The organism is Oribacterium parvum ACB1 (assembly GCF_000238055.2).
Classification (GTDB): Bacteria; Bacillota; Clostridia; order Lachnospirales; family Lachnospiraceae; genus Oribacterium; species Oribacterium parvum.
Window position 1 is genome coordinate 2222579 of record NZ_KE148312.1, and the last position, 19770, is coordinate 2242348.

Sequence of the window (19770 nt, forward strand, 5' to 3'; positions counted from 1 at the left end):
TGTTTTTTCTCCATTATCTCCTTTAGGACAGTAAAATGCGGTCGTTATCCAAAGCCTTCCCCGCCTTCTCGGAAAACTTCTTTAGAAGCATATCCACAGTAAGATGCTCCCTTTCTTCTCCGGAAAGGTCCAGAACGATTTTTCCGCTGTCCATCATTAAGGTTCTGTTTCCAAGCTCCAGAGCCTGATGCATATTGTGAGTAATCATAAGGCATGTAATCTCCCGCTCCGCCACAATACTCTTTGTGAGGTTCAGCACCTTTTCCGCGGTTCCCGGGTCGAGTGCCGCCGTATGCTCATCAAGCAGCAGAATTTTCGGCGTAACCATGGTCGCCATTAAAAGCGTGAGTGCCTGTCTCTGTCCTCCGGAAAGAAGTCCCACAGGGTGATTCATTCGATTCTCCAAGCCCATATCAAGAAGACTTAGTTGCTCTCTAAAGTAGGCCTTCTCCTTCTTTCCCGCACGGGAAAATAAGGACAGACCGCTCGCCCGAATGTAAGAGACTGAAAGATTTTCCTCAATGCTCATGTGAGGAGCCGTACCCATCAAGGGATCCTGAAAGAGTCTTCCGATAAAGGCACTTCTCTTATGCTCCTGTAAGAAAGTGATATCCCTTCCTTCCAAGATAACACTGCCCTTGTCTAAAAGGAAAGATCCCGAAATGGCATTAAAAAGGGTGGACTTTCCCGCCCCGTTACTGCCGACAATGGTCGCAAAATCTCCCTTATCAAGGTGCAGGGAAAGGTTTTCCAGCGCCCTTTTCTCATGAATGGTATTCGGGTTGAAGGTTTTGGAAATATTCTTTAAATCAAGCATTTTCTCCCCTTTCCCGCATCGCGTTTCTTCTGAGCTTTGCGTAATGGAAAAGCTCTTTAATTCTTGTGGAAGAAATCGCAAGAGCAACAATCAAAGCACTGACGAGCTTAAAAGCTTCTGTCGGCACACGCAGGCGAAGCGCAAGGGCAATCACCAAGCGATAAAGAATCGCTCCGCCGACTACCCCAAGTATTCTTCCGAGAAGCTTTCTCTTCCCGAAAAGCGTCTCTCCGATCACAAGGGAGGCAAGTGCTACCGTAACCATTCCATTCCCCAAGTTGATATCCGAGGCTTTATTGTACTGGGCAATCAGAGCACCGGAAAGGCCGGTTAAGGCATTGGAAAGGCAGAGCCCGACAGTGATGGTAAAGGCAGGATTAATGGAAGATGCCCGTACCATGGCCGGACTGTCTCCGGTTGCACGAATGGAAAGCCCGAGCCCTGTTCCGAAGAACCAGCGTAAAATAAAAGCCACAAGCAGTAAAATAAGAAGAAGGAGAATCAGCGTTCCCCACTCGGAAAGGAAGGGATTTTCTCCTGCAAACAGGGTAAATACTGTATTCGTCCCAAATATGGAAAGATTCGAAGAAAATCCCATTACCGCAAGGTTTATAGTGTAAAGCCCTGTATTCACAATGATTCCGGCAAGGATGCTCTCAATTCCCAGCGTCGTTTGCAAAAAAGCGGTACAAAAACCCGAAAGGGAGCCGGAAAGCATTGCCATAAAAATCCCCAGTATGGGATGCCCGGAAATCGTAAACACTGCCGATACCGCAGTCCCGAGCGTAAAGGATCCGTCTGTGGAAAGATCCGCAATATTTAAGATGCTATAGGAAATAAAAAGGGCCATAGCAACCAGCGCATAAATAAGCCCGATTTCCAAAGCAGTCTTAATGATTCCTATCGTAAAAAATTCAGCCATACTCATCCTACTTATTCTACTTAAATTTACTTGATGTTACTCGAATTTATTTAATGTTACTCGAATGCCGAAGCCTCGTTATCCACTCCGCTTCGGCATAAAAATTGTTCTCAGATTCATCCTGTACTACTTATCAATATAGCAGTGCTATCTTCTCAGCACAGAATTTCGTGTAAAAATTTATTTTGCAAATTCCTGATTGGTCTTGATTTCTTCTACCTTTGTGCAGTAGGGCTTAAAGACTTCCTTTAACTCATCCATGGAAAATCCGAGCTTTTCCGCTGTATCGGTATTGACTGTCGCGATACCGTTGTCAAAGGTCTGTACAGGAAGCGTTGCTGTTTCTTTTCCGCCGTGTAAAACCTCATCCACCATATCCGCTGTTGCCTTTCCAAGCTGTACATAATCTACTCCGTAGCCGGCAAAAGCACCGTTTAAAGCAAAGGAATCGGCTCCACCGTAGTGGGGAATCTTCGCCTTCTGCAGTTTCTCATAGAAACTGAGCTCAGCCTTCTGGATAGTATTATCCGTCGGCGTGAAAATCGCGTCCACCTTCTCTGCAATGAGAGCATCCACTGCCTGATTTACTTCATCGGTAGTCGTTCCGGTCTTCTCAACCACTTCCACGCCCTTATTCGCTAAGAATTTCTTTGCGTCTTCAATAGGAGCCTTGGAAGAGTCCTCACTCTTAGAATAGAGCAGTCCGATTTTCTTTGCGTCCTTATTTGCCGCAAAAATAAGATTCATAATGGCATCCGTATTCAAATAGTCGGAAGTTCCGGTAATCATACCGCCCGGCTCTTCCATGGACTTTACAAGCTTTGCGGAAACCGGATCCGATACTGCGGAGAAAACGATGGGGACGTTCTTTCCTTCTGTACCGGACTGCACTACCTGTACTGCAGGTGTGGCAATCGGAACAATAACATCCACCTTATCCGAAAGAAGCTGTGCAGTCATCTGGTTTAATACGGAGGCATCACCCTGCCCGTTTAATTTGTACTCCTTATACTCGTACTTTACGCCGTCCTTGGAAAGACTGTCCAGCTCTGTGCAGAGGCTGTCTTCAATCTGATTGAGTGACGGGTGATCCATAAACTTTAAAATACCTACCTTATAGGTCTTTTCTTCTCCTGCATCTCCCTTTTCCTCTGTCTTTTCTTCTTTCTTTGCTTCCGTCCCCTTTTCTTCTGCGGAAACACTTTCTTCTCCCTTACTTTCCGCCTTCTCCGCAGGCTTGGAACAAGCCGCTAAAGAAAGCACGGATGCTAAACAAAGAGTTGCCAATAGTCTTTTCTTCATAATAACCTCCTTTTTATATTGCAAGGCTATACTCTAACACAGATGAGGAAATGTGTAAACGAAGACAGAGGGAGTTTCCCTCCCTCTGCCATAGATTGTCGGTATAGCTTGTATAACTGTATTTTAAAAAATAAGCATACTTAGAAAATATAGAGAAATAAAATGAATAATTATTTCCTATATCTCTTTAAGTTTTCATAAAAATTCTCTCGTGTCCCGGCCATGATGACGACAATAACTTGATTTTCCTCTTGATAAACCACATAGGCCAATTCATAATTTGTCTTATTATAGAATACATCCAAACAATATATGCTCTCTAAGTCACCATGTTTTGCTTCTCCAATAAAAGGGTTTTCTAAAATGCTTTGTATCGCCTGATTAAACTTTTCTTTTAGTCCTTTTTCTTTCAGCTTTTTAAAATATTTACCCGCTGCGGGAAGAAATCGAAGTTCCGGCATTCCTATTTTTCTCCTTTCTCACCAAAAACTTCTTGCAAAGTATAGTATGAAGCTTTCCCTTCGGCAACTTTCTTCGCATCCTTCAGCATAGCTTCAACTGAATGGCGAATTTCCTTCTGTCTATTACGAAAAGCCTGTAAGAGTGATTCTCCCGAAAGCCCTTCTTTAATCAAATCCGAAAGGATTTCCTCAGCAAATTCCTCTCCCCCTTCTCGAATCGGACGAATAATCAGCTCTTCCCCTCGTATCTCACACTCTGCACCATGAGAAAACCCCAATTGTGAATAAAATTTCTGCGGAATAGTAATCTGCCTTTTCGCAGAAATCCGTAATTTTTTAACTTCAACTCCTTTTTCCCTTTCTAACACTTTTCCCATCTTATAACCTCTTTTCCTATCTTATTTGCTTTTTATTATATTTGCTTCTTTGTTTCTTTGTTTCTTTGTTTCTTTATTTCTTTGTTTCTTTGTTTCTTTGTTTCAACTTTAATTTGCATTCAATAAAATGTCAAGCTGACGAAATGATACTCTGATGATTGGAAATGCTTTATTTTTATGAAAATGCGTTATACTCTATCTTGTATTAGTTCAACCCTTCCATAGAAAAACGGAGACAATCATGCACGACAATTCAAATAAAACAAAGTCTATCCTGCTCTTAAGCGACTCTCCCTCTTACGGTACGGTGGCACTTAGAATGGCCTCTGCCGTACTGGAAAAGCTCCATTATGACGTCTTTTCCCTTCCGACCGCTCTGGTATCGAATACCTTAAATTACGGAAAGGCGGAAATACTGGATACAACAGAGTACCTCTTTCACAGCCTTAGCATTTGGAAGGAGCTAGGCTTTTCTTTTCCTTCTCTTTTTATCGGCTTTGTCCTTGGAGAAAGGCAGGCGGAGCGTATTTATCAATTTGCAAAAAAAGAAAAAGAAAACGGCAGTTATCTCTTTTTTGATCCCATTATGGCAGATCACGGAAAACTTTATAACGGCCTTCAAAAAAAGGACGTTGAAAGTAGAAAGAAGCTCATGCAGATCGCCGATTGTATTTTTCCGAATAAAACAGAGGCCTGCCTTTTGGCAGACCTCAAAACTGTTCCGGATAATTTCAACTTGGATGAAGCAAAAGAACTGATTTGTTCTTTAATCCAAAAAGGTGCAAAAAGTATCTGTATCACCAGTATGAAGATTGAGGAAAAGCCCTGCATTTTTCTTTATGAAGAAAACACAAAGGAATTTCACATCCTCCCCTATACAGAAAAAAATCTGAATATTGGAGGTACCGGAGACCTCTTCTCTTCCCTTTTTATCGGAAAATACCTACAGGAGAAAAATTTTCTTTCCGCCGGAGACTGGGCTCTTCAGAAAATGAACTGCATTTTGGATGTCTTTCAGGAAAGAAATCATGCCGAGAAAACCATCCCCATTGAAGAATATCTTCATCTCCTGGATTAGTTTCATCTCTAGGACTAATTTCATCTCTAGGACTAGTTTCGTCTCTCAAGATGTCTCCGGGCTTTTCAATTCGAATAAACTTCGGAAGCAGTTCTCATCAAGTTTTAGTCCGCCACAGTATCTACCCCTACCTCCGGAAGCTCTTCCACTTCCAAGGCTTCAATATAATATATAAGTTGCGATACATCCTTCGAAATGGAATATTTTCCTTTTCGGAGGATTCCTTTTACCCGAATCCAAGATTCTTCCGATTTTAATTTTGATAAGTCGAGGTCCGTTTTAAACTCAAAATTCACATACCCTCCGGTGCAATACGGACAGGATGGCCCCATTCTTCCAACCAGTGTATAGCCTCCGAAGTTCATATAATAGCCGTCAATACTGACGGTTTTTCCTTCATAGTCCTGGAAGTTCATATACCAGTCATTAATCTGTGTGGCATAGTGCTTGTCTCCCACCACAATATCCGGCTTATCCAAGTTTACCTTTCCTCTATCCTCTTTCGGATCATAGGGGTAGTCATCATAGGGATAGGCGCCTTCCCCCTTTTCGCTCTCTTTTACATCAGTTTCTGCACTCTTCTTATCGGAAGCTTCTTCACTTTCCTTTCCTTCCGCTTCAGAAGATGCTCCGCTTCCATATTCCTTATCCAGAGATTCCTGCTCTTTTTGCTCCAAGCTCTCCAATTCCTTGGCCTGCTTTAAGGCTTCCTCTTCCGAAAGGGAGGAATCATTCTCTACCGAACTTTCTGTATTACTCCCTACTTTTCTGATATTGTTCGCTTTTTTACAGGAAGTAAATGTTAAGCAAAGTACAAAAAGTGATAGTAATAGGAAGATTTTTTTATTAACAGCTCTGCTGTCTATAGCCGGCTTTATAAAACGCTTATCCGGTCTGCTATCCATGCTGCTATTCATACTGATACTGCTATTTCTACTGTTTTTTTCAGATTGCTCTTCCATTTCCATAAATACCTCCCTTCCCTAGCTCTTCCGATTTCGTACCGCTTCCACACCCAGAAAAACAAAGAACAAAATCATATCTACTATTACGATCGAAGCACCTGTGGGAATGCTGTACAAAAAGGACAGGCTGATTCCGACAATAAATCCGAAGAGTGAAAGAACAGCCGCCAGTATAATAGTAGATAAAAAGTTCTTGCAAACTCGCATCGCCGTAATGGAGGGGAATACAATCAAGCTGGAAATCAACAAGGTTCCCATCATGCGCATGCCGAGCACAATGGTAATCGAGGTAAGAAACGCCAATACCATATTGTAAAAGCGTGTGTTGGTGCCGCTGGCCTTCGCGAAAGTCTCATCAAAGGTTACCGCAAAAATACGCGGATAAAATACAATGTATAAGAACAAAACAACCACGGAAAGAACGACGGAAAGCCGAAGATCCGAAGGGCTGATAGCTAGGATGGAGCCGAACATATAGTTGCATACATCCGTATTCATTCCGGAAGTTAAAGATATCGTCATAACGCCGACCGCCAAAGCTCCGCTGCAAAGCAGTGCCGTAGCCGCGTCTCCCTTTATTTTGGAACTTTCTTCCAATTGCAGAAGGAAAAATGCCGCTATCACACAGACCGGAATGGATACCGACATCGGTGCGAAATTGAGGGCATAAGCTATGGCCAATGCCGCAAACCCCACATGGGAAAGACCGTCTCCAATCATGGAATAGCGCTTTAAGACAAGACTTGTTCCAAGAAGAGCGGAGCACAAGGAAACCAGACCTCCCACCACGAGAGCACGAATCATAAAGTCGTACTGGAACATTTTCAGTAAAGAATTAAGCATTTTCTTCCTCCTTTACCAAAAGTTTCCCCCACTTCGAGGAAAGATAGTCCTCTGCACTTCCAAAAAAGCGCTGTGTACGGTCAAGGTGCAGAATGGTTTTTGCACGCTGAACCACTTCCTTCACATCATGAGAGACCATGATAATGGTCATCCCCTTTTCTTTATTTAACTTATCCAGCATTTCATAGAGCTCTTTCTGTGCGAGAGGATCCAGTCCTGCAACCGGCTCATCCACCACGAGGAGCTTTTCGCTGGCGCAGAGGGCTCTTGCCAAAAGAACCCTCTGCCGCTGTCCGCCGGACAGGTCTCTGAAGCAGGACTTCTTCAGATCTGTCACCTTTAAGTACTCCATAGCGTCTTCTACTCTCTTCTTATCTTCCTTTCGATAAAAAGGGAAAAACGAAAGTTTATTTAATCTACCCGACTCTACTACCTCATAACAGCTGGCGGGAAAATCCTTTTGGCTTTCGGTTTGCTGGGGAAGATAGCCGATTTCATTTGCCTTCAAACCGTCTCCGAAGACAATGCTCCCCTCACTCGCTTTCTTTAAGCCCAAAAGTCCCTTCAAAAGGGTGCTTTTTCCTGCGCCGTTTTCCCCAACAATACAAAGGTAGTCGCCTTTTTCTACGGAGAAATGAATATCGGACAATACCGTCTTTCCCTCGTAGGAAAATCCAACATTGTTTAGGGATATATAGGACATCTAGTTTAACGCCTCCTTTAAAGCATCTACATTCGGCTTCATCAGATCCACATAGGTCTTTCCAGCCTTAAAATCGCTGTCTGTCACATTGTGCACGGAATTCAGCAGCATCTTCTTTGCTCCTGTATCTCTACTGATGGCATTGACCATATCTTCATTTCCCATTTCGATATGGAAAACAACCGGAATCTTATCTTCCTTGACCTTATCCGTTAAGAAGGCAATGGTTGCAGCAGACGGCTGGGTATCGGTTGAGCATCCCGGAAAAGCGGCAAAGTAGCTTAAGCCGTATTCCTTACAAAAATAAGCAAAGGGAAAACGATCCGCCACAATGATTTCTTTTCTCTTTCCGCTATCCACTACCTCTTTGAAACTCTTGTCCAACTCTTCAAGTTCCTTAACATAAGACTCACTGTTTGCCTTGAAACTGTCTTTATGGCTCTCATCAAGTCCGGAAAGAGTCTCTTCCAGCTTTTCTACAATGGTAATGGCATTTTTCGGGGAAGTCCAAACATGCTCGTCCATTTCCGGACCTTCCTCTTCATGCTCTTCTGCCTGATCCGCTTTTTCATGGTCATGGTCTGCTTCCTCATTTCCATGGTCTGCATCCGCATGCTCATGCTCTTCTTCCTGCATGCCTTCTACCGTCTCTTCTTCGATGAGATTTACAGCATCCATCATCTTAAACACATGGAAATTTTTATTCTGCACGGATTCCAGAATTCCATCTACCCATTCGTCGCTGTCTCCGCCGGTATAGATAAAGAGATCCGCATTCTGAATGGTGATAATGTCCTGCGGACTTGGTTCAAAGCTGTGTGTTTCCGCACCCGGCTTTACAAGCATGGTGACATCCGCATCTTCTTTGGTAATGGCACGGGCAAAATCATAGGAGGGAAAATTTGTGGTCACAATTTGTAACTTTTTTCCTTCTGTGGGCTTATCCGTACTTTTTTCGGTTTCCATACTCTTTTCCGTATCGGTTGTTACAGCGGCAGCTGTCGTCTCCATTTCTTTACCGCTCTTGTTTCCACAGGCAAACAGTAACGCGGTGGAAAGCAAGATTCCTCCCGCTAAAATGCATTTTTTCAGTCTCATCTTGAGGCTCCTTTCTTGGAAATACTATAGTTTGTTCTGCTCCTTTTTCTTGGCACAGTCTGCACATAATCCGTAGAAGACCGTTTTCTTGGAATCCCAGTGAAAACCGTGGTGCGTAAGGAGATGTTGCATCATTCCCTCCAGGTCATGGCAGTGTAAGTGAATGAGCTTCCCGCAGACATTGCACTTACAGTGAAAACAGGAATGGACTTCCTCCGCCTTTTCCCCTTCCCCGACATACTCAAAGCAAGCCGGACTGTTCTGGTCGATGATGTATTTGTTTACCACTCCTTTTTCACACAGTCGCTCCAACTGGCGATAAACCGTGGTTGTGCCGATTGGTTTTCCCTCCTCCCGAAAATGAGAAACCAGATCCGATACGGTAAAATGCATACCGGGACAAGTGGAAAGGTAGGATAAAAGCTCCTCTTTATGTTGAGTCTTATAAATGGTTTTTTCAGCCATACTTCCTCCGTCTCCGTCCTTCCTTTTCTAATCCTGTACTATAGTAAATATAGGAATATCTTCTCGCTTTCTTATTTATAAAACGAAAACCATTTTCATATTTTAACACTATGAGTCCCTTTGTCAATAAGCACAGTTCTTAAAAAATATAAGAAATTCATAAAATGGATTTGTAAAAAAAGCTGTAAAAATCAAAATATTTTTCTACGCAATATAGGTCTGAACTTGGGGCACGCTCTCGCTAGCTTCGCCTCGTAACGGATACTAAGCGAAAAACTGCGTTTCTCTTGTTTTTCGCAAGTACCGACGGGCTCAGACTACCCCTCATTCAGACCTATATTGCAAAGAATCCCTTTATTATTTTGATTTTTTACAGCCCCTTTTGCTATGCCGGGCGTTCTCTGACAGGAAAAATCAAGCTAGAACGAAAATCCGCCTTTTCCGCTGTTCTTATTCATTCTGGCAAGAGGCAAAGCCGAAGCCAAACTACTCAAATTTCTGGTCTGAATATAGACTTTTCCTTCTCCTACAAAACGATTTACCAGACCTTCACCTGTAGTAAAGCCGAAAGTTCCGGAAGCCACGGAAATATGATAGTCCAGATTTCTGTCCCAAGCTACCACGTGGTCATTGTCAATCGTCATCGGAGAATCAGGATGCACTTCCAACTCCAAAAGGTCCCCAAAGGCATTGACAAATACATCTCCCTGTCCTTCCGTTTCCATCACGAAAAGTCCTCCGGTTCCACCGAAGAAAGCTTTCCCAATGTCCTGCATCTTCATGGAGTAGCCCACTGAATAGTCTCCTGCCAAAAAGGCGCCGGTATTTAAGCGATACTGCCTTTCTCCAATGGGCAAACGCACAATTTTTCCGGGAATGGAGGGAGCAACGCCGATTCTCCCCCCATTCATCACGCCTCTAGCCTCAGTAATAAACATACTTTCGCCACTGGCAATACTTCTTCCTACGGCGCTCAGAAGACCGCCAAGACCGCCTCCGTTTGAGCCGGAATTCATCTTCCCCTGTAATTCCACACCGCACATATAGGCCATGGAACCACGCTCAATTTTCACCGCTTCTCCCGCATTTAAGTAGATTTCCAAAATAGGACAATCGTTATCTCCTAAAATTTGATGCTGCATAATACCTCCAATCTTTACCCTCTTTACATTTTCATAATTGATAATCGAAAAGGACTCCCGCAAGAAAAAGTGAAGCCCCAATCCCCGTATAAAATACCGTAATGCACCAGACTTGGCAAGCGAAGAAAAACAATGTATTTCCTTTTACCATGGTAAAAAACCCCTTTACAATGAATTAGTAATCACCTTCAAAATTCTCTTTTCCTTCCAAATCCCCAATCGCTCACAGGGCTTTTGTGCATCCGAAGGCTCCGAAGAGAAAAACAAAAAGGCATATCCTTCTTTCTTCCATTTTTCTATGTAGGCATAAAGCTCCTCCTCATCTTTTTTTGCTAAATGCACTTCCCATAAGGCAAAGACTCTGGCTCCTGCAATCATTCCTTTCATGATTTCCACTAAGATTCTCTGTTTTTCTTCCAAATTTTCCACCTGCTCCCGGAAGGGAATTTCTTTGGAAAGTTCCGGAAACAAGTCTTTATATTCGGCAATCAATTCTTTGTTTCGAAGGAGAAAATGAGGATATTCCGGCTGATAGACAAAAAGATTAGAAAGCACAGTCTGTCCCTCTATCAAGGAGCTGCCGTCTCCTGTCATCCAGACCTTCGGAACAGTTTTCATCATGCTCTCATAGGACTTTACACAGCCGTAATACAGCTCTTTTTCGTCATTAAAAGCGGAGACCAAGTCTTTGGGAATAGGCTTATCTAAAGCCAAAAATAGTAGGCTTTCTCCGGAAAAAAGCTGGAAGGATAAATTTTCTACAGTAAAGTGATTTCCCTCAGACAGATACAGCTCTAAAGCAAAGAGAAGTTCTTCTTTTTCCGGCTCTTTAGTACTGATTGTGTTAATAATCAAAGCATTTTCTTCCTCGGACAAAAGATCCAGACTTTCACTGATAAAACTTTCCTCTTCTTGCTTTACGGAAAGCTCCCGGGGAAGTACCATGCACACATCCGTTCCGGAATTTTCTAAGGACTGCAAATATAAACCGTATTCCCGTCCGTAGAGCAAATGGATTCTTTCCTGAATATTCAGGAGAGAAACTCCCATTCCGGCCTTACCCATACCGCCTTTTCCCACTACGCCTCCTTGAAATCCTCTACGGATATTCCGAAGATCTTCATTTATCTGCCTTAGCTTCTCCTCCTCTATGCCAATGCCGTCATCGGAGACTTGAATATAAACATGCTGATTACTGCGGCTAATGGAAATCTCTACCTTCCCTCCGGATTCTCTTCCCTCTAAGCCATGCACAATACTGTTTTCCACGATAGGTTGCAGTAAAATTCTTGGTACTTTTAGAGATAACAAATTCTCTTGTACCTTAACTTTCAATTCTAATTTTTTTGAAAACCGAAATCGCTGAATTTGAAAATATACTTCAGCATTGTCCAGCTCTTCTTTTAAAGAAACAAAGTTGTCTTCTTGGGAGATGGTATAACGATAGAAATCGCCCAAAAGCTCTGCCATGTTTGCCACTGACTCCAAACCGTTTAAAAGACTTTCCGAGCGAATATTTTCCAGAATATTATAGAGAAAATGAGGATTCATCTGGTTTTGCAGGTTTTGTATATAGGCCAGTTTTTCCCCTTCTTCTATAATTTTATTGGCACTGAGGATTTCCGAAATATAATGGTATTCTTCATGGCTTTCCTCTGTCAGATAAACCGAAAGCTCCTGCAATTCCTGCACTTCGCTATAACCCTCCAGGACTCTTCGCAGTGTGGACTGATAAGTTTTATAAGGTCTGAGAACGTCATAATAAAAATAAGCAAGTGTCAATATACAAAGACATAGAAGCCCCAGAAGAAGCAGTTTCATTCCCGTCTGAAAGAAGCTGCCTCCGGTTGCGAGCAGTAGATAAATAATAAAAATAGATAACAAAAATAAAGCCAGTGTTAGGGCATACAAGCGAAGAAGGCGAGAGGATAAGGAACTCCGACCATTCTTCTCCGCTCTCACTAAGCCTTGTCCCGATTCCGATTTATATTCTGTCTTATTCGCTCCGATTTTCATGTAAGGAATTCCTATAGTCCTTGGGATTCATCCCCATTTTCTCAAAAAAACATTTGGAAAAATATTTTGTATCATAATAGAATAGCCGGGAAGCAATCTCCGTAATACTCAAATTGGTTTCTGCCAAAAGCAGCTTGGCTCTTTCCATCCTGAGCCCGGAAATATACTTATTGACACCAAGCGACAGTTCCTTCTTAAACTGCGTACTTAAGTAAGAGGCGCTGACCTTACAATGCTCTGCCACTTCCTCCAAACCGATGTTCTCCTCAAAATGTCGATCAATGAACTTTTTAGACAAAGAAACCAGATGAGAACAAGGCATATCTTTCATCATGGTTTCCAGACTTGGCCCAGTCAATTCTTCCTTAATCTTCCGAACGCTTTCCTGCAGTTCCTTTTTCTTAATCGGTTTTAAAAGATAGTCTGACACCCCTGCCTGTATCCCCTCCTTAGCATAGGAAAAGTCAGAAAAAGCTGAAACAATGATAACCTTGGTAGAGAGTTTCTTTCTGGCAATTTCTTTAGCAATATGCAGACCCGAAAAAACAGGCATCTTAATATCTGTAATCAAAAGATCCGGAAGTTCTTTTTCCACCCTTTCCAAAGCCTCTTTTCCCGTCTTCGCAAAAGGGAGACATTCCATGCCTTCCTCTTGAAAATTTCCCAAAAACTGAATCAACTCGCAAATCCGTTCTTCATCATCCGCTATCAAGACTCTCATTCCTGTTTCCTTAGCTTTCATCTTCTACGTCAAGCCTTTTCATACTATAAGTTTGCTCTTCTTTATTACATTTATAGCCTTTTAATGCCTTATTGATGGTTTCTTGAATAAAAGGACTACAGCATTTTCCCAAAGGATTGTTAATTTCGCACTTTCCATTTTTCATTGCCCCTGTAAGTCTAATAATATCTTTAATATTCTTTGCACCATCATCTAAAACAGCGTTTATAATTTGTTGCTCTGTAACTTGGTTGCAATAGCATATATATTTGGGATTTGCATCCTTTTTAAACCATATAGGAACTTTTACATCTTCCTTATAAAAAACTCTTTCATTGTTTAAGTTATAATACACGACATCACAATCTTCATTCATACATAAATAGTAAGTTTCTTCATCTACAACCTTTCCCATAAGGTTTTCTGATACCATATGCTTTACAGTTATATTCTTAACCTTTTCTCCTATTTTGTGACATTTGGGGCAATTTGCTTTTTCTTCCACTGTACCAGTGGTTTTTTGTATTGAACCTCAGCAAGATTGATTTATCTTATTTTCTTGACTCACTTTATTTCCTCCTTTCTAAAAAATATTTTCTTCATTTTATTCCACCTCATTTCTATGAATTTCTATAACATCTTCAATTCTGCAATCCAATGCCAGGCAAATCTTTTCTAATGATTCTAAGTTCACATAAGAGTTTTTGCTCATTCTAGAAACTATGTTACTTGTTATGTTTGCAGCTCTTTTTAAGTCTTCTTTGTTCATTTCTCTTTCTACCAATAAGTGCCATAATGGTTTATAAGAAATTGCCATTTTATTACCCCTTATCCGTTTTATTGTTAAGATATATTATATCATAAATAGGCTGATAAGTCACTTTGGCCTATTTTATACTTGTGCTTGCGTTAGTATTTATTGAGATAGTCCTTGTTTTTTTTCCTTGTCCCACTTGGAACTGCTCCAAATCTTTGGACTTCCATAGCAACAGAAAGAGCCGCATAATCTCCGATATTATCACTAAGTTTTGATTTTTCTATTTTACATAAGTTTACACTTTCTGTAAAACATTCTTCCCGAATTACTGCCTCTACTTTTTCTTTAAATAAAGCTTCGCATCGCTCATAAATACTGCCTATCACGATACATTCCGGATTTAGAATATCAATAAGTAAGGCAAGGCCTCTTCCCAAATAATGGGCAGAACGATCAAATACTGACCTAGCAAAGGGAGAACCGCCTTTTACTAAAGAAGCCAGGTTTTTTACGGTAAAGTCTGTGATACCTTTGTCCTGTTCTTCCAAACTGCCCTCTTCTTCTCTTTCTTTATACATCCTCCTTGCCATCTCTTTAATGCCATTTCCGGAGCAAAATCCTTCAAAAGAGCCTTCTTTCCCGTAACCGAAGGAACCACCCTTGGAAAGACGGATATGCCCTACTTCTCCTGCCATTCCGGAACTTCCCCGATATAAACTTCCATTCAAAATCAGTCCAGCTCCCATCCCTGTTCCAAAGGTCAAAAAAATCATGTTTTTTGTCCCCTGACCTGCTCCAAATCTCCACTCACAAAGGGCGCAGGCATTGGCATCATTTTCCAAAAAAGAAGGAACTTGAATTCTATCCTCTAAAATACGCTTTATAGGAATCTCATCATAGCCGGGAAGATTTGGTGGCGATAGAATCAGTCCTTTTTCTTCATCTAATGGCCCACCGCAGCTGACTCCTGTGGATTGAAGTTGGATATTTTTTTCTAAAAGGAAGGCTTCTCCTATCTTGCAGAGGCATTCTATCGTTTCCAAAGGACTTCTGTTTCCCTGAAAAGTAGGAATTGCCTCCCTTTTCAAAATTTCTATGGGACCTCCCGTATCTCTTCCCAAAATGACAGCAGATTTTGTTCCTCCTAAATCAAATCCTAAATAATATCTCTCCATGCATTCCTCTTTTTTTCTTCAATTCATGCAAGAAAAGCGGCTTCAGATTATTCTAAAAGCCGCCTTCCTATTCCTTTTGTTAAAGCTTACTTAAGCTTATCCTTATTTAAAACGGATACACCGGTATCCACAGTCTCGCCCTTTAAGTCTTTTCCATTCAAAGATTCTACTAATGCATCCACACCCATCTTACCCATGACATCCGGATTTTGTGCCATTGTGCAAAGAAGATATCCATCCTGAATTAAGCTCTTAATATTGTCAGACTTATCAAAACCTACACCGATAATCTTGCTATCGCCGGAAGCCTTAATTGCATTTCCTGTTCCTACAGTAGAGCCTTCGTTTGCACCAAAGATTCCTACTACACCCTTGGTAATATAGTTTTCTGCAATGGTCTGTGCCTTCGCAGCATCTCCGTCACAGTATTGTGTCTCTTCGATAGTGAACTTGGAGCCTTCAAAAGCCTCTCTGAAGCCGCTGTCACGGTCTACTGTGGACTGGGTAGAAGCATTGGTACTGATAATACCGATAGTTCCTTCTGTAACCCCCTGTGCTTCCAAAGCTTTTCTCATTTCTTCTCCGGCAGTCTTTCCACCCTGCTTGTTGTTGGTTGCAAAGCTTGCTTCCGCATCTACATTGGCAGGAGAATCCACATAAACAATCTTGATTCCCTGTGCTTGTGCTTCCTTTAAAGAAGCAGAAATGGCATCCGGCCCGTTTGCTGCAATCATAATTCCGTCCACGCCGCCGGCAACGGCATTGTTTACACACTCAATCTGCTTGGAGTCATCCTTGGTATCCGGAGACATAAACTTTACTTCCACGCCAACGAGCTTTGCTTCCGCCTGAGCGCCTTCATTTAAGGTAACCCAGTGCTGGTCAAGAGAATCCATAGTAATAAGAGCCAGTTTATAAGGCTTATCAGCCTTTACTGTTGTCTCTCCACTGTTCTCCGCCTTTTCCTCCGTAGCCTTTTCCTCTCCTGCTGCTGTAGTTCCTTCCGTCACTGCCGCAGTAGTGTCTTTAGCATCCTGCTTATCCGAACTGCAGCCAAAGAGCATTGCAGCGGATAAAAGAGTTGCAAGCAAGATAAGTTTCTTTTTCATAATGTTTTCCTCTCTTTCTATATTATAGCAATCCTCACTTACTGCTTATTCTTCTTGGAAAATACATTTCCGCTTCGAACCAAGACATCCATGAGTACTGCCAGTACCACAATTACACCGATTACAATTCGCTGAATACCTACCTGAGCCCCCACCATGTTTAAACCATTTTCCAAAGTCTGCCAAAGCAGTGCTCCCTGAAAGGTTCCCAGTAAGAGGCCGGAGCCTCCAAGAGGAGATACTCCTCCGATTACACCGGCGGCAACACCATACATTTCGTACATATTTCCGGCTTCCATATTTCCCATTCCGGCCTGTGCGCAGAGGATAAATCCAACAATCACCGAGCAAAATGCGGAAATCAGGTAGGTTTTCTTAATAACGGAAACAATATCTACACCGGAAAGTCTGGAAGCTTCTTTATTGGAGCCAACAGCATAAATATGTCTGCCAAGCTTGGTTTTTCCTAAGATAAAAGTAAAAATCAGGAAAATCAAAAAGGCGATCCAGAAGGTTGTATAGATGCCCAGAATCTTTCCGTAGTAAAAGGCATCCTGAAAAAATTTACCTTGATCCTTTCCTAAGATGCTGGCAATGTTATCCGTATTTCGGTTTCCGTTGACCAGATAAGCAATGCCTCTTGCCACAAACATGGTTCCCAGGGTGGCAATAAAAGGAGGCATCTGGAACTTTCCTACCAATTCTCCGTTCACATATCCGATAATAAGACCAATCAGGAGGCTGACCAACAGAGCTACCACAATGGGCACTCCTCTTGTCATCAAGCTTGCGGTCACCATGGCACTCATTCCCACCACGGAACCGATGGATAAGTCAATGTTCCCGGTAATCATGACAAAGCTTTGTCCGATTCCGATGAGTAAATACTTTGCCATGGAACGAAGAAGATTTAAGTTGTTTTGTAAAGAAAAGACCTTGTCATTGATACATCCGAAAACAACGTAAATGATTACTAGCCCCACAAAGGCAGTAATTGCTCCTCTCATTCCTCTGATTCTCAGTATTTCTTTTACTTTGTTTTTCATTTTCACTCCCCGCAAAACAGATATTTTTCAAGCCTGATACTCCTGCTTTTCTTAGCTAAGCCCTTTTCTCCGTAACGGATTACCTCGCTTATACCTTTTCTTCATACCTTGTTGCCAACTTCAAAATATTTTCCTGATTTGCCTCTTCCCGACTTAATTCCCCTGTGATTCTCCCATCACAGAATATCAAGATTCGATCGGACATTCCCAGCACTTCTTCCATTTCCGAAGAAATAAAGAGAACTCCTACCCCCTTCTTCTTCAGTTCATTCATAATTTGATAAATTTCCACTTTGGCTCCGATATCGATTCCTCTAGTGGGTTCATCAAAAAGGATTACCTTAGGATTTCTTACCAACCATTTGCCTAAAACCACCTTCTGTTGATTTCCTCCGGAAAGATTCTTGGAAATCATTTCCCGGTCCTTAGCTTTAACATTCAAGCTTTTTATGGTATCCTCACTAATTTTCAACTCTAAGTCCTTAGATAGAACTCCTAGAGAATTTTTTATGCTGTCCAGATTAGGGAGAGATATATTCTCTCGTATGCTTAAATCCGTACAAAGTCCGTCTTTTCTTCTGTCTTCCGGAATTAAAGCCATACCGAGCTCTATGCTATCCTTAGGTGTATTTGTCTTAACTTCCTCTCCAAAAAGGTAGATTTTCCCGGAAGTCTTTTCATCCACCCCGAAAAGCGCTCTGGTCATCTCCGTTCTTCCCGCCCCCATCAGCCCCGCAATTCCAAGGATTTCTCCTTCATACAGGCTAAAAGAAATATCTCTTACCTTGGGGCCGGCATTTAAATTCTCTACTCTAAGGATTTCTTTTCCCTTCTCACAGTGTATTCGTGGGAATTTGTCCTGAATTTCTCTTCCCACCATGTGTCGGATAATGTCATCAATGGAAAATTCATTTAAGTCGCCGGAGATAACATTTTCCCCGTCTCGTAAAATGCTAACCTTATCCACTATTGCTCGAAGTTCATCCAGTCTATGGGAAATGTAGATAATTCCCCTTCCCTCATCCCTTAGCTTTCGAATTACCCGGAAAAGGTCCTCAATTTCCTTTCTGCTTAAGGCGGATGTCGGCTCATCCATGATAAGAACCTTGGCATCTTGAGAAAGAGCCTTGGCTATCTCCACCATCTGTTGTTCCGATACTTTTAAGTCCCCTGCCAGCTCTGTAGACTTCATGCTGATGCCCAAATCATCCAATATCTTCTGGGCTTCCTCATCCATCTTTTTATGATTCAGACTTAACCCTTCCATCACTTCTCTACCTAAGAAGATATTTTCACTCACGCTTAAATCATTACACAGGTTCATTTCCTGATGGATGATGGCAACACCCTTATTCTGTGCTTCTTTCGGATTTTGAAAATGGCAAAGCTCTCCGTCTAAATAGATTTCTCCCTCATCTTTACTGTAGATTCCGCTTAGAATCTTCATTAAAGTGGATTTTCCTGCACCGTTCTCTCCTAAAAGTGCCAAAATCTCTCCATGGCCTAATTCCAGATTTACACCTTTCAAAACCTTGGTACCGGAAAAAGACTTGGAAATATTTTTCATTTGCACCAAAACATTCCCCATATTCGCCTCTTTTTCACAATCTAAAATATCCCTTTTCTTTCATTTTAGAAGATTTAAAAAGAAAGAAAAGGGAGAATATTTTTAGATTCCGGGGGACATTTTTATGCTTTATCCATCCTCTCATACACCTCTGCCACGGAATGCTCTTTCAGTTCTTCTTCAAACTTTTTCTGCACTTCCAAAAGACTCTCGTCTAAGATCCTATGAATATTTTTTCCCACGGGGCAATTTGGGTTTGGCTTCTCATGGAAGTTAAAAAGCTCTCCCTGCCCGCTGGTTTCCACCGCCTGATAAATGTCTAAAAAGGAAATATCCTTTAAATCTCTTGTGATATGCATTCCTCCCGGGCCACGTTTGATTTCTATAATTCCCGCCTCTCGAAGCTGAGACATAATGTTTCGAATAATTACCGGGTTACTGCCGATGCTGGCGGAGAGAAAATCACTGGTGAGCTTGTATTCTTCTTCAAAGTATTTCACCGCAATTAAAATGTGTAAGGCAATGGTAAATTTGGTTGAAACCTGCATAAATCCTCCGTCAAAATTATGTTTAATAATGTCCAATAGTAAAGTCTAGGCTTTGCTATAATAGCGCTTTAGAATGAACTACCGCTATCTCGCTGGCAGGACTCATTTAAAAAGAAAAAGCCATGATGTAATTTTACATTTTACATCATGGCTTTGCAAGCTTATTTCCGGGCAAGATGTAGCACAGAATTAGGGCGGTAGAATGCTAGAGCTATTTTATACAGCTTAAGGTTTGAAAATCGGCGCACGCACTTCCCTATCCTTTTAACAGCTCTTTATATATTCCTTATATAATGCCTGACTAAAAGCCTCTGACTTTACATTATTGACACCGTCTACTTTTGCTCCAGAATCCACAAGATACCTGATAACCTCTTCATCGCAGTACCTCACTGCAAGTAAGAATGAAGGATTCCCTTTTACATTCAGATTTGCTCCCTTTTCCACAAACCATTTTACAGAGTCAAAATTTTCCATAATAAGGGCAAGGTCTAAAGGGGAGAGTCTTGTATATTTACCGAGTTTTATATCCTCTTCTATATCGAAGCCCTCAGATAAATGCTTATCTAAAGCCAATGTATCTCCGTTTATAATATCACTTACAATCCCGGGAACAGATTCAAAATCTCCTATGTCTTTTATTGTAATCATCTGCAAT

22 protein-coding genes are annotated in these 19770 nt (G+C 41.7%); 1 reads left to right on the forward strand and 21 read right to left on the reverse strand.

The features are described from left to right. Window positions 1–22 precede the first annotated feature (22 nt). The 5 genes from HMPREF9625_RS09855 to HMPREF9625_RS09875 form a co-directional block, all read right to left on the reverse strand. Window positions 23–817, reverse strand: coding sequence for an ABC transporter ATP-binding protein (locus HMPREF9625_RS09855; protein ID WP_009534549.1), 795 nt, complete (start codon window positions 815–817; stop codon window positions 23–25). Beyond that, complete coding sequence (locus HMPREF9625_RS09860; RefSeq protein WP_009534550.1) at window positions 810–1739, reverse strand: ABC transporter permease; 930 nt, start codon at window positions 1737–1739, stop codon at window positions 810–812. The genes HMPREF9625_RS09855 and HMPREF9625_RS09860 overlap by 8 nt, the downstream gene beginning before the upstream one ends. Window positions 1740–1919: 180 nt before the next feature. Then, on the reverse strand, window positions 1920–3041 hold the full coding sequence (locus HMPREF9625_RS09865) for an ABC transporter substrate-binding protein (RefSeq protein ID WP_009534551.1): 1122 nt from the start codon (window positions 3039–3041) through the stop codon (window positions 1920–1922). A 170-nt stretch (window positions 3042–3211) separates the two neighbouring features. After that, the gene (locus tag HMPREF9625_RS09870; RefSeq protein WP_009534552.1) at window positions 3212–3502 is read right to left on the reverse strand and encodes a type II toxin-antitoxin system RelE/ParE family toxin; all 291 of its coding nucleotides are present in this window, start codon (window positions 3500–3502) and stop codon (window positions 3212–3214) included. A 2-nt stretch (window positions 3503–3504) separates the two neighbouring features. After that, entirely contained in the window at window positions 3505–3879 is a 375-nt protein-coding gene (locus HMPREF9625_RS09875; protein ID WP_009534553.1) for an AbrB family transcriptional regulator, read from the reverse strand. Window positions 3880–4120: 241 nt separating this feature from the next. Here HMPREF9625_RS09875 and HMPREF9625_RS09880 point away from each other — a divergent pair, with 241 nt between their 5' ends. Further along, entirely contained in the window at window positions 4121–4957 is an 837-nt protein-coding gene (locus tag HMPREF9625_RS09880) for a bifunctional hydroxymethylpyrimidine kinase/phosphomethylpyrimidine kinase (protein WP_009534554.1), read from the forward strand. 104 nt (window positions 4958–5061) lie between these two features. Here the strand turns inward: HMPREF9625_RS09880 and HMPREF9625_RS09885 are convergent, their stop codons facing one another. The 16 genes from HMPREF9625_RS09885 to HMPREF9625_RS09960 form a co-directional block, all read right to left on the reverse strand. Next, complete coding sequence (locus HMPREF9625_RS09885) at window positions 5062–5925, reverse strand: TIGR03943 family putative permease subunit (RefSeq protein WP_009534555.1); 864 nt, start codon at window positions 5923–5925, stop codon at window positions 5062–5064. A 15-nt stretch (window positions 5926–5940) separates the two neighbouring features. Then, window positions 5941–6765, reverse strand: a complete 825-nt coding sequence (locus tag HMPREF9625_RS09890; RefSeq protein WP_009534556.1) for a metal ABC transporter permease — start codon at window positions 6763–6765, stop codon at window positions 5941–5943. Further along, window positions 6758–7468, reverse strand: a complete 711-nt coding sequence (locus HMPREF9625_RS09895) for a metal ABC transporter ATP-binding protein (RefSeq protein ID WP_009534557.1) — start codon at window positions 7466–7468, stop codon at window positions 6758–6760. The genes HMPREF9625_RS09890 and HMPREF9625_RS09895 overlap by 8 nt, the downstream gene beginning before the upstream one ends. Next, the gene (locus HMPREF9625_RS09900; RefSeq protein WP_009534558.1) at window positions 7469–8566 is read right to left on the reverse strand and encodes a metal ABC transporter substrate-binding protein; all 1098 of its coding nucleotides are present in this window, start codon (window positions 8564–8566) and stop codon (window positions 7469–7471) included. A 24-nt stretch (window positions 8567–8590) separates the two neighbouring features. Next, window positions 8591–9031 (reverse strand): Fur family transcriptional regulator, encoded by a 441-nt coding sequence (locus tag HMPREF9625_RS09905; protein WP_009534559.1) that lies wholly within the window; start codon window positions 9029–9031, stop codon window positions 8591–8593. Window positions 9032–9450: 419 nt separating this feature from the next. Further along, window positions 9451–10173, reverse strand: coding sequence for a TIGR00266 family protein (locus HMPREF9625_RS09910; RefSeq protein WP_009534560.1), 723 nt, complete (start codon window positions 10171–10173; stop codon window positions 9451–9453). 165 nt (window positions 10174–10338) lie between these two features. Next, complete coding sequence (locus HMPREF9625_RS09915) at window positions 10339–12189, reverse strand: sensor histidine kinase (protein WP_009534561.1); 1851 nt, start codon at window positions 12187–12189, stop codon at window positions 10339–10341. After that, window positions 12170–12910, reverse strand: coding sequence for a response regulator transcription factor (locus HMPREF9625_RS09920; protein ID WP_009534562.1), 741 nt, complete (start codon window positions 12908–12910; stop codon window positions 12170–12172). The genes HMPREF9625_RS09915 and HMPREF9625_RS09920 overlap by 20 nt, the downstream gene beginning before the upstream one ends. A 10-nt stretch (window positions 12911–12920) precedes the next feature. After that, window positions 12921–13460 (reverse strand): Csac_0668 family 2Fe-2S cluster-binding (seleno)protein, encoded by a 540-nt coding sequence (locus HMPREF9625_RS09925; RefSeq protein WP_162098212.1) that lies wholly within the window; start codon window positions 13458–13460, stop codon window positions 12921–12923. 54 nt (window positions 13461–13514) lie between these two features. Beyond that, window positions 13515–13727: a helix-turn-helix domain-containing protein gene (locus tag HMPREF9625_RS09930; protein ID WP_008902116.1), complete on the reverse strand. Its 213-nt coding sequence runs from the start codon at window positions 13725–13727 to the stop codon at window positions 13515–13517. 92 nt (window positions 13728–13819) lie between these two features. Further along, entirely contained in the window at window positions 13820–14842 is a 1023-nt protein-coding gene (locus tag HMPREF9625_RS09935) for an ROK family protein (RefSeq protein ID WP_009534564.1), read from the reverse strand. A gap of 86 nt (window positions 14843–14928) precedes the next feature. After that, on the reverse strand, window positions 14929–15951 hold the full coding sequence (locus HMPREF9625_RS09940; protein ID WP_009534565.1) for an ABC transporter substrate-binding protein: 1023 nt from the start codon (window positions 15949–15951) through the stop codon (window positions 14929–14931). Window positions 15952–15989: 38 nt separating this feature from the next. Further along, a complete protein-coding gene (locus HMPREF9625_RS09945; protein ID WP_009534566.1) occupies window positions 15990–16997 on the reverse strand; it encodes an ABC transporter permease in 1008 nt (335 codons plus the stop codon). An 88-nt stretch (window positions 16998–17085) separates the two neighbouring features. Then, window positions 17086–18585 (reverse strand): sugar ABC transporter ATP-binding protein, encoded by a 1500-nt coding sequence (locus HMPREF9625_RS09950; protein WP_009534567.1) that lies wholly within the window; start codon window positions 18583–18585, stop codon window positions 17086–17088. 101 nt (window positions 18586–18686) lie between these two features. Next, window positions 18687–19112, reverse strand: a complete 426-nt coding sequence (locus HMPREF9625_RS09955) for an Rrf2 family transcriptional regulator (RefSeq protein ID WP_009534568.1) — start codon at window positions 19110–19112, stop codon at window positions 18687–18689. Between the two features lie 264 nt (window positions 19113–19376). After that, window positions 19377–19763: an ankyrin repeat domain-containing protein gene (locus HMPREF9625_RS09960; RefSeq protein ID WP_009534569.1), complete on the reverse strand. Its 387-nt coding sequence runs from the start codon at window positions 19761–19763 to the stop codon at window positions 19377–19379. Between the last annotated feature and the right edge of the window lie 7 nt (window positions 19764–19770).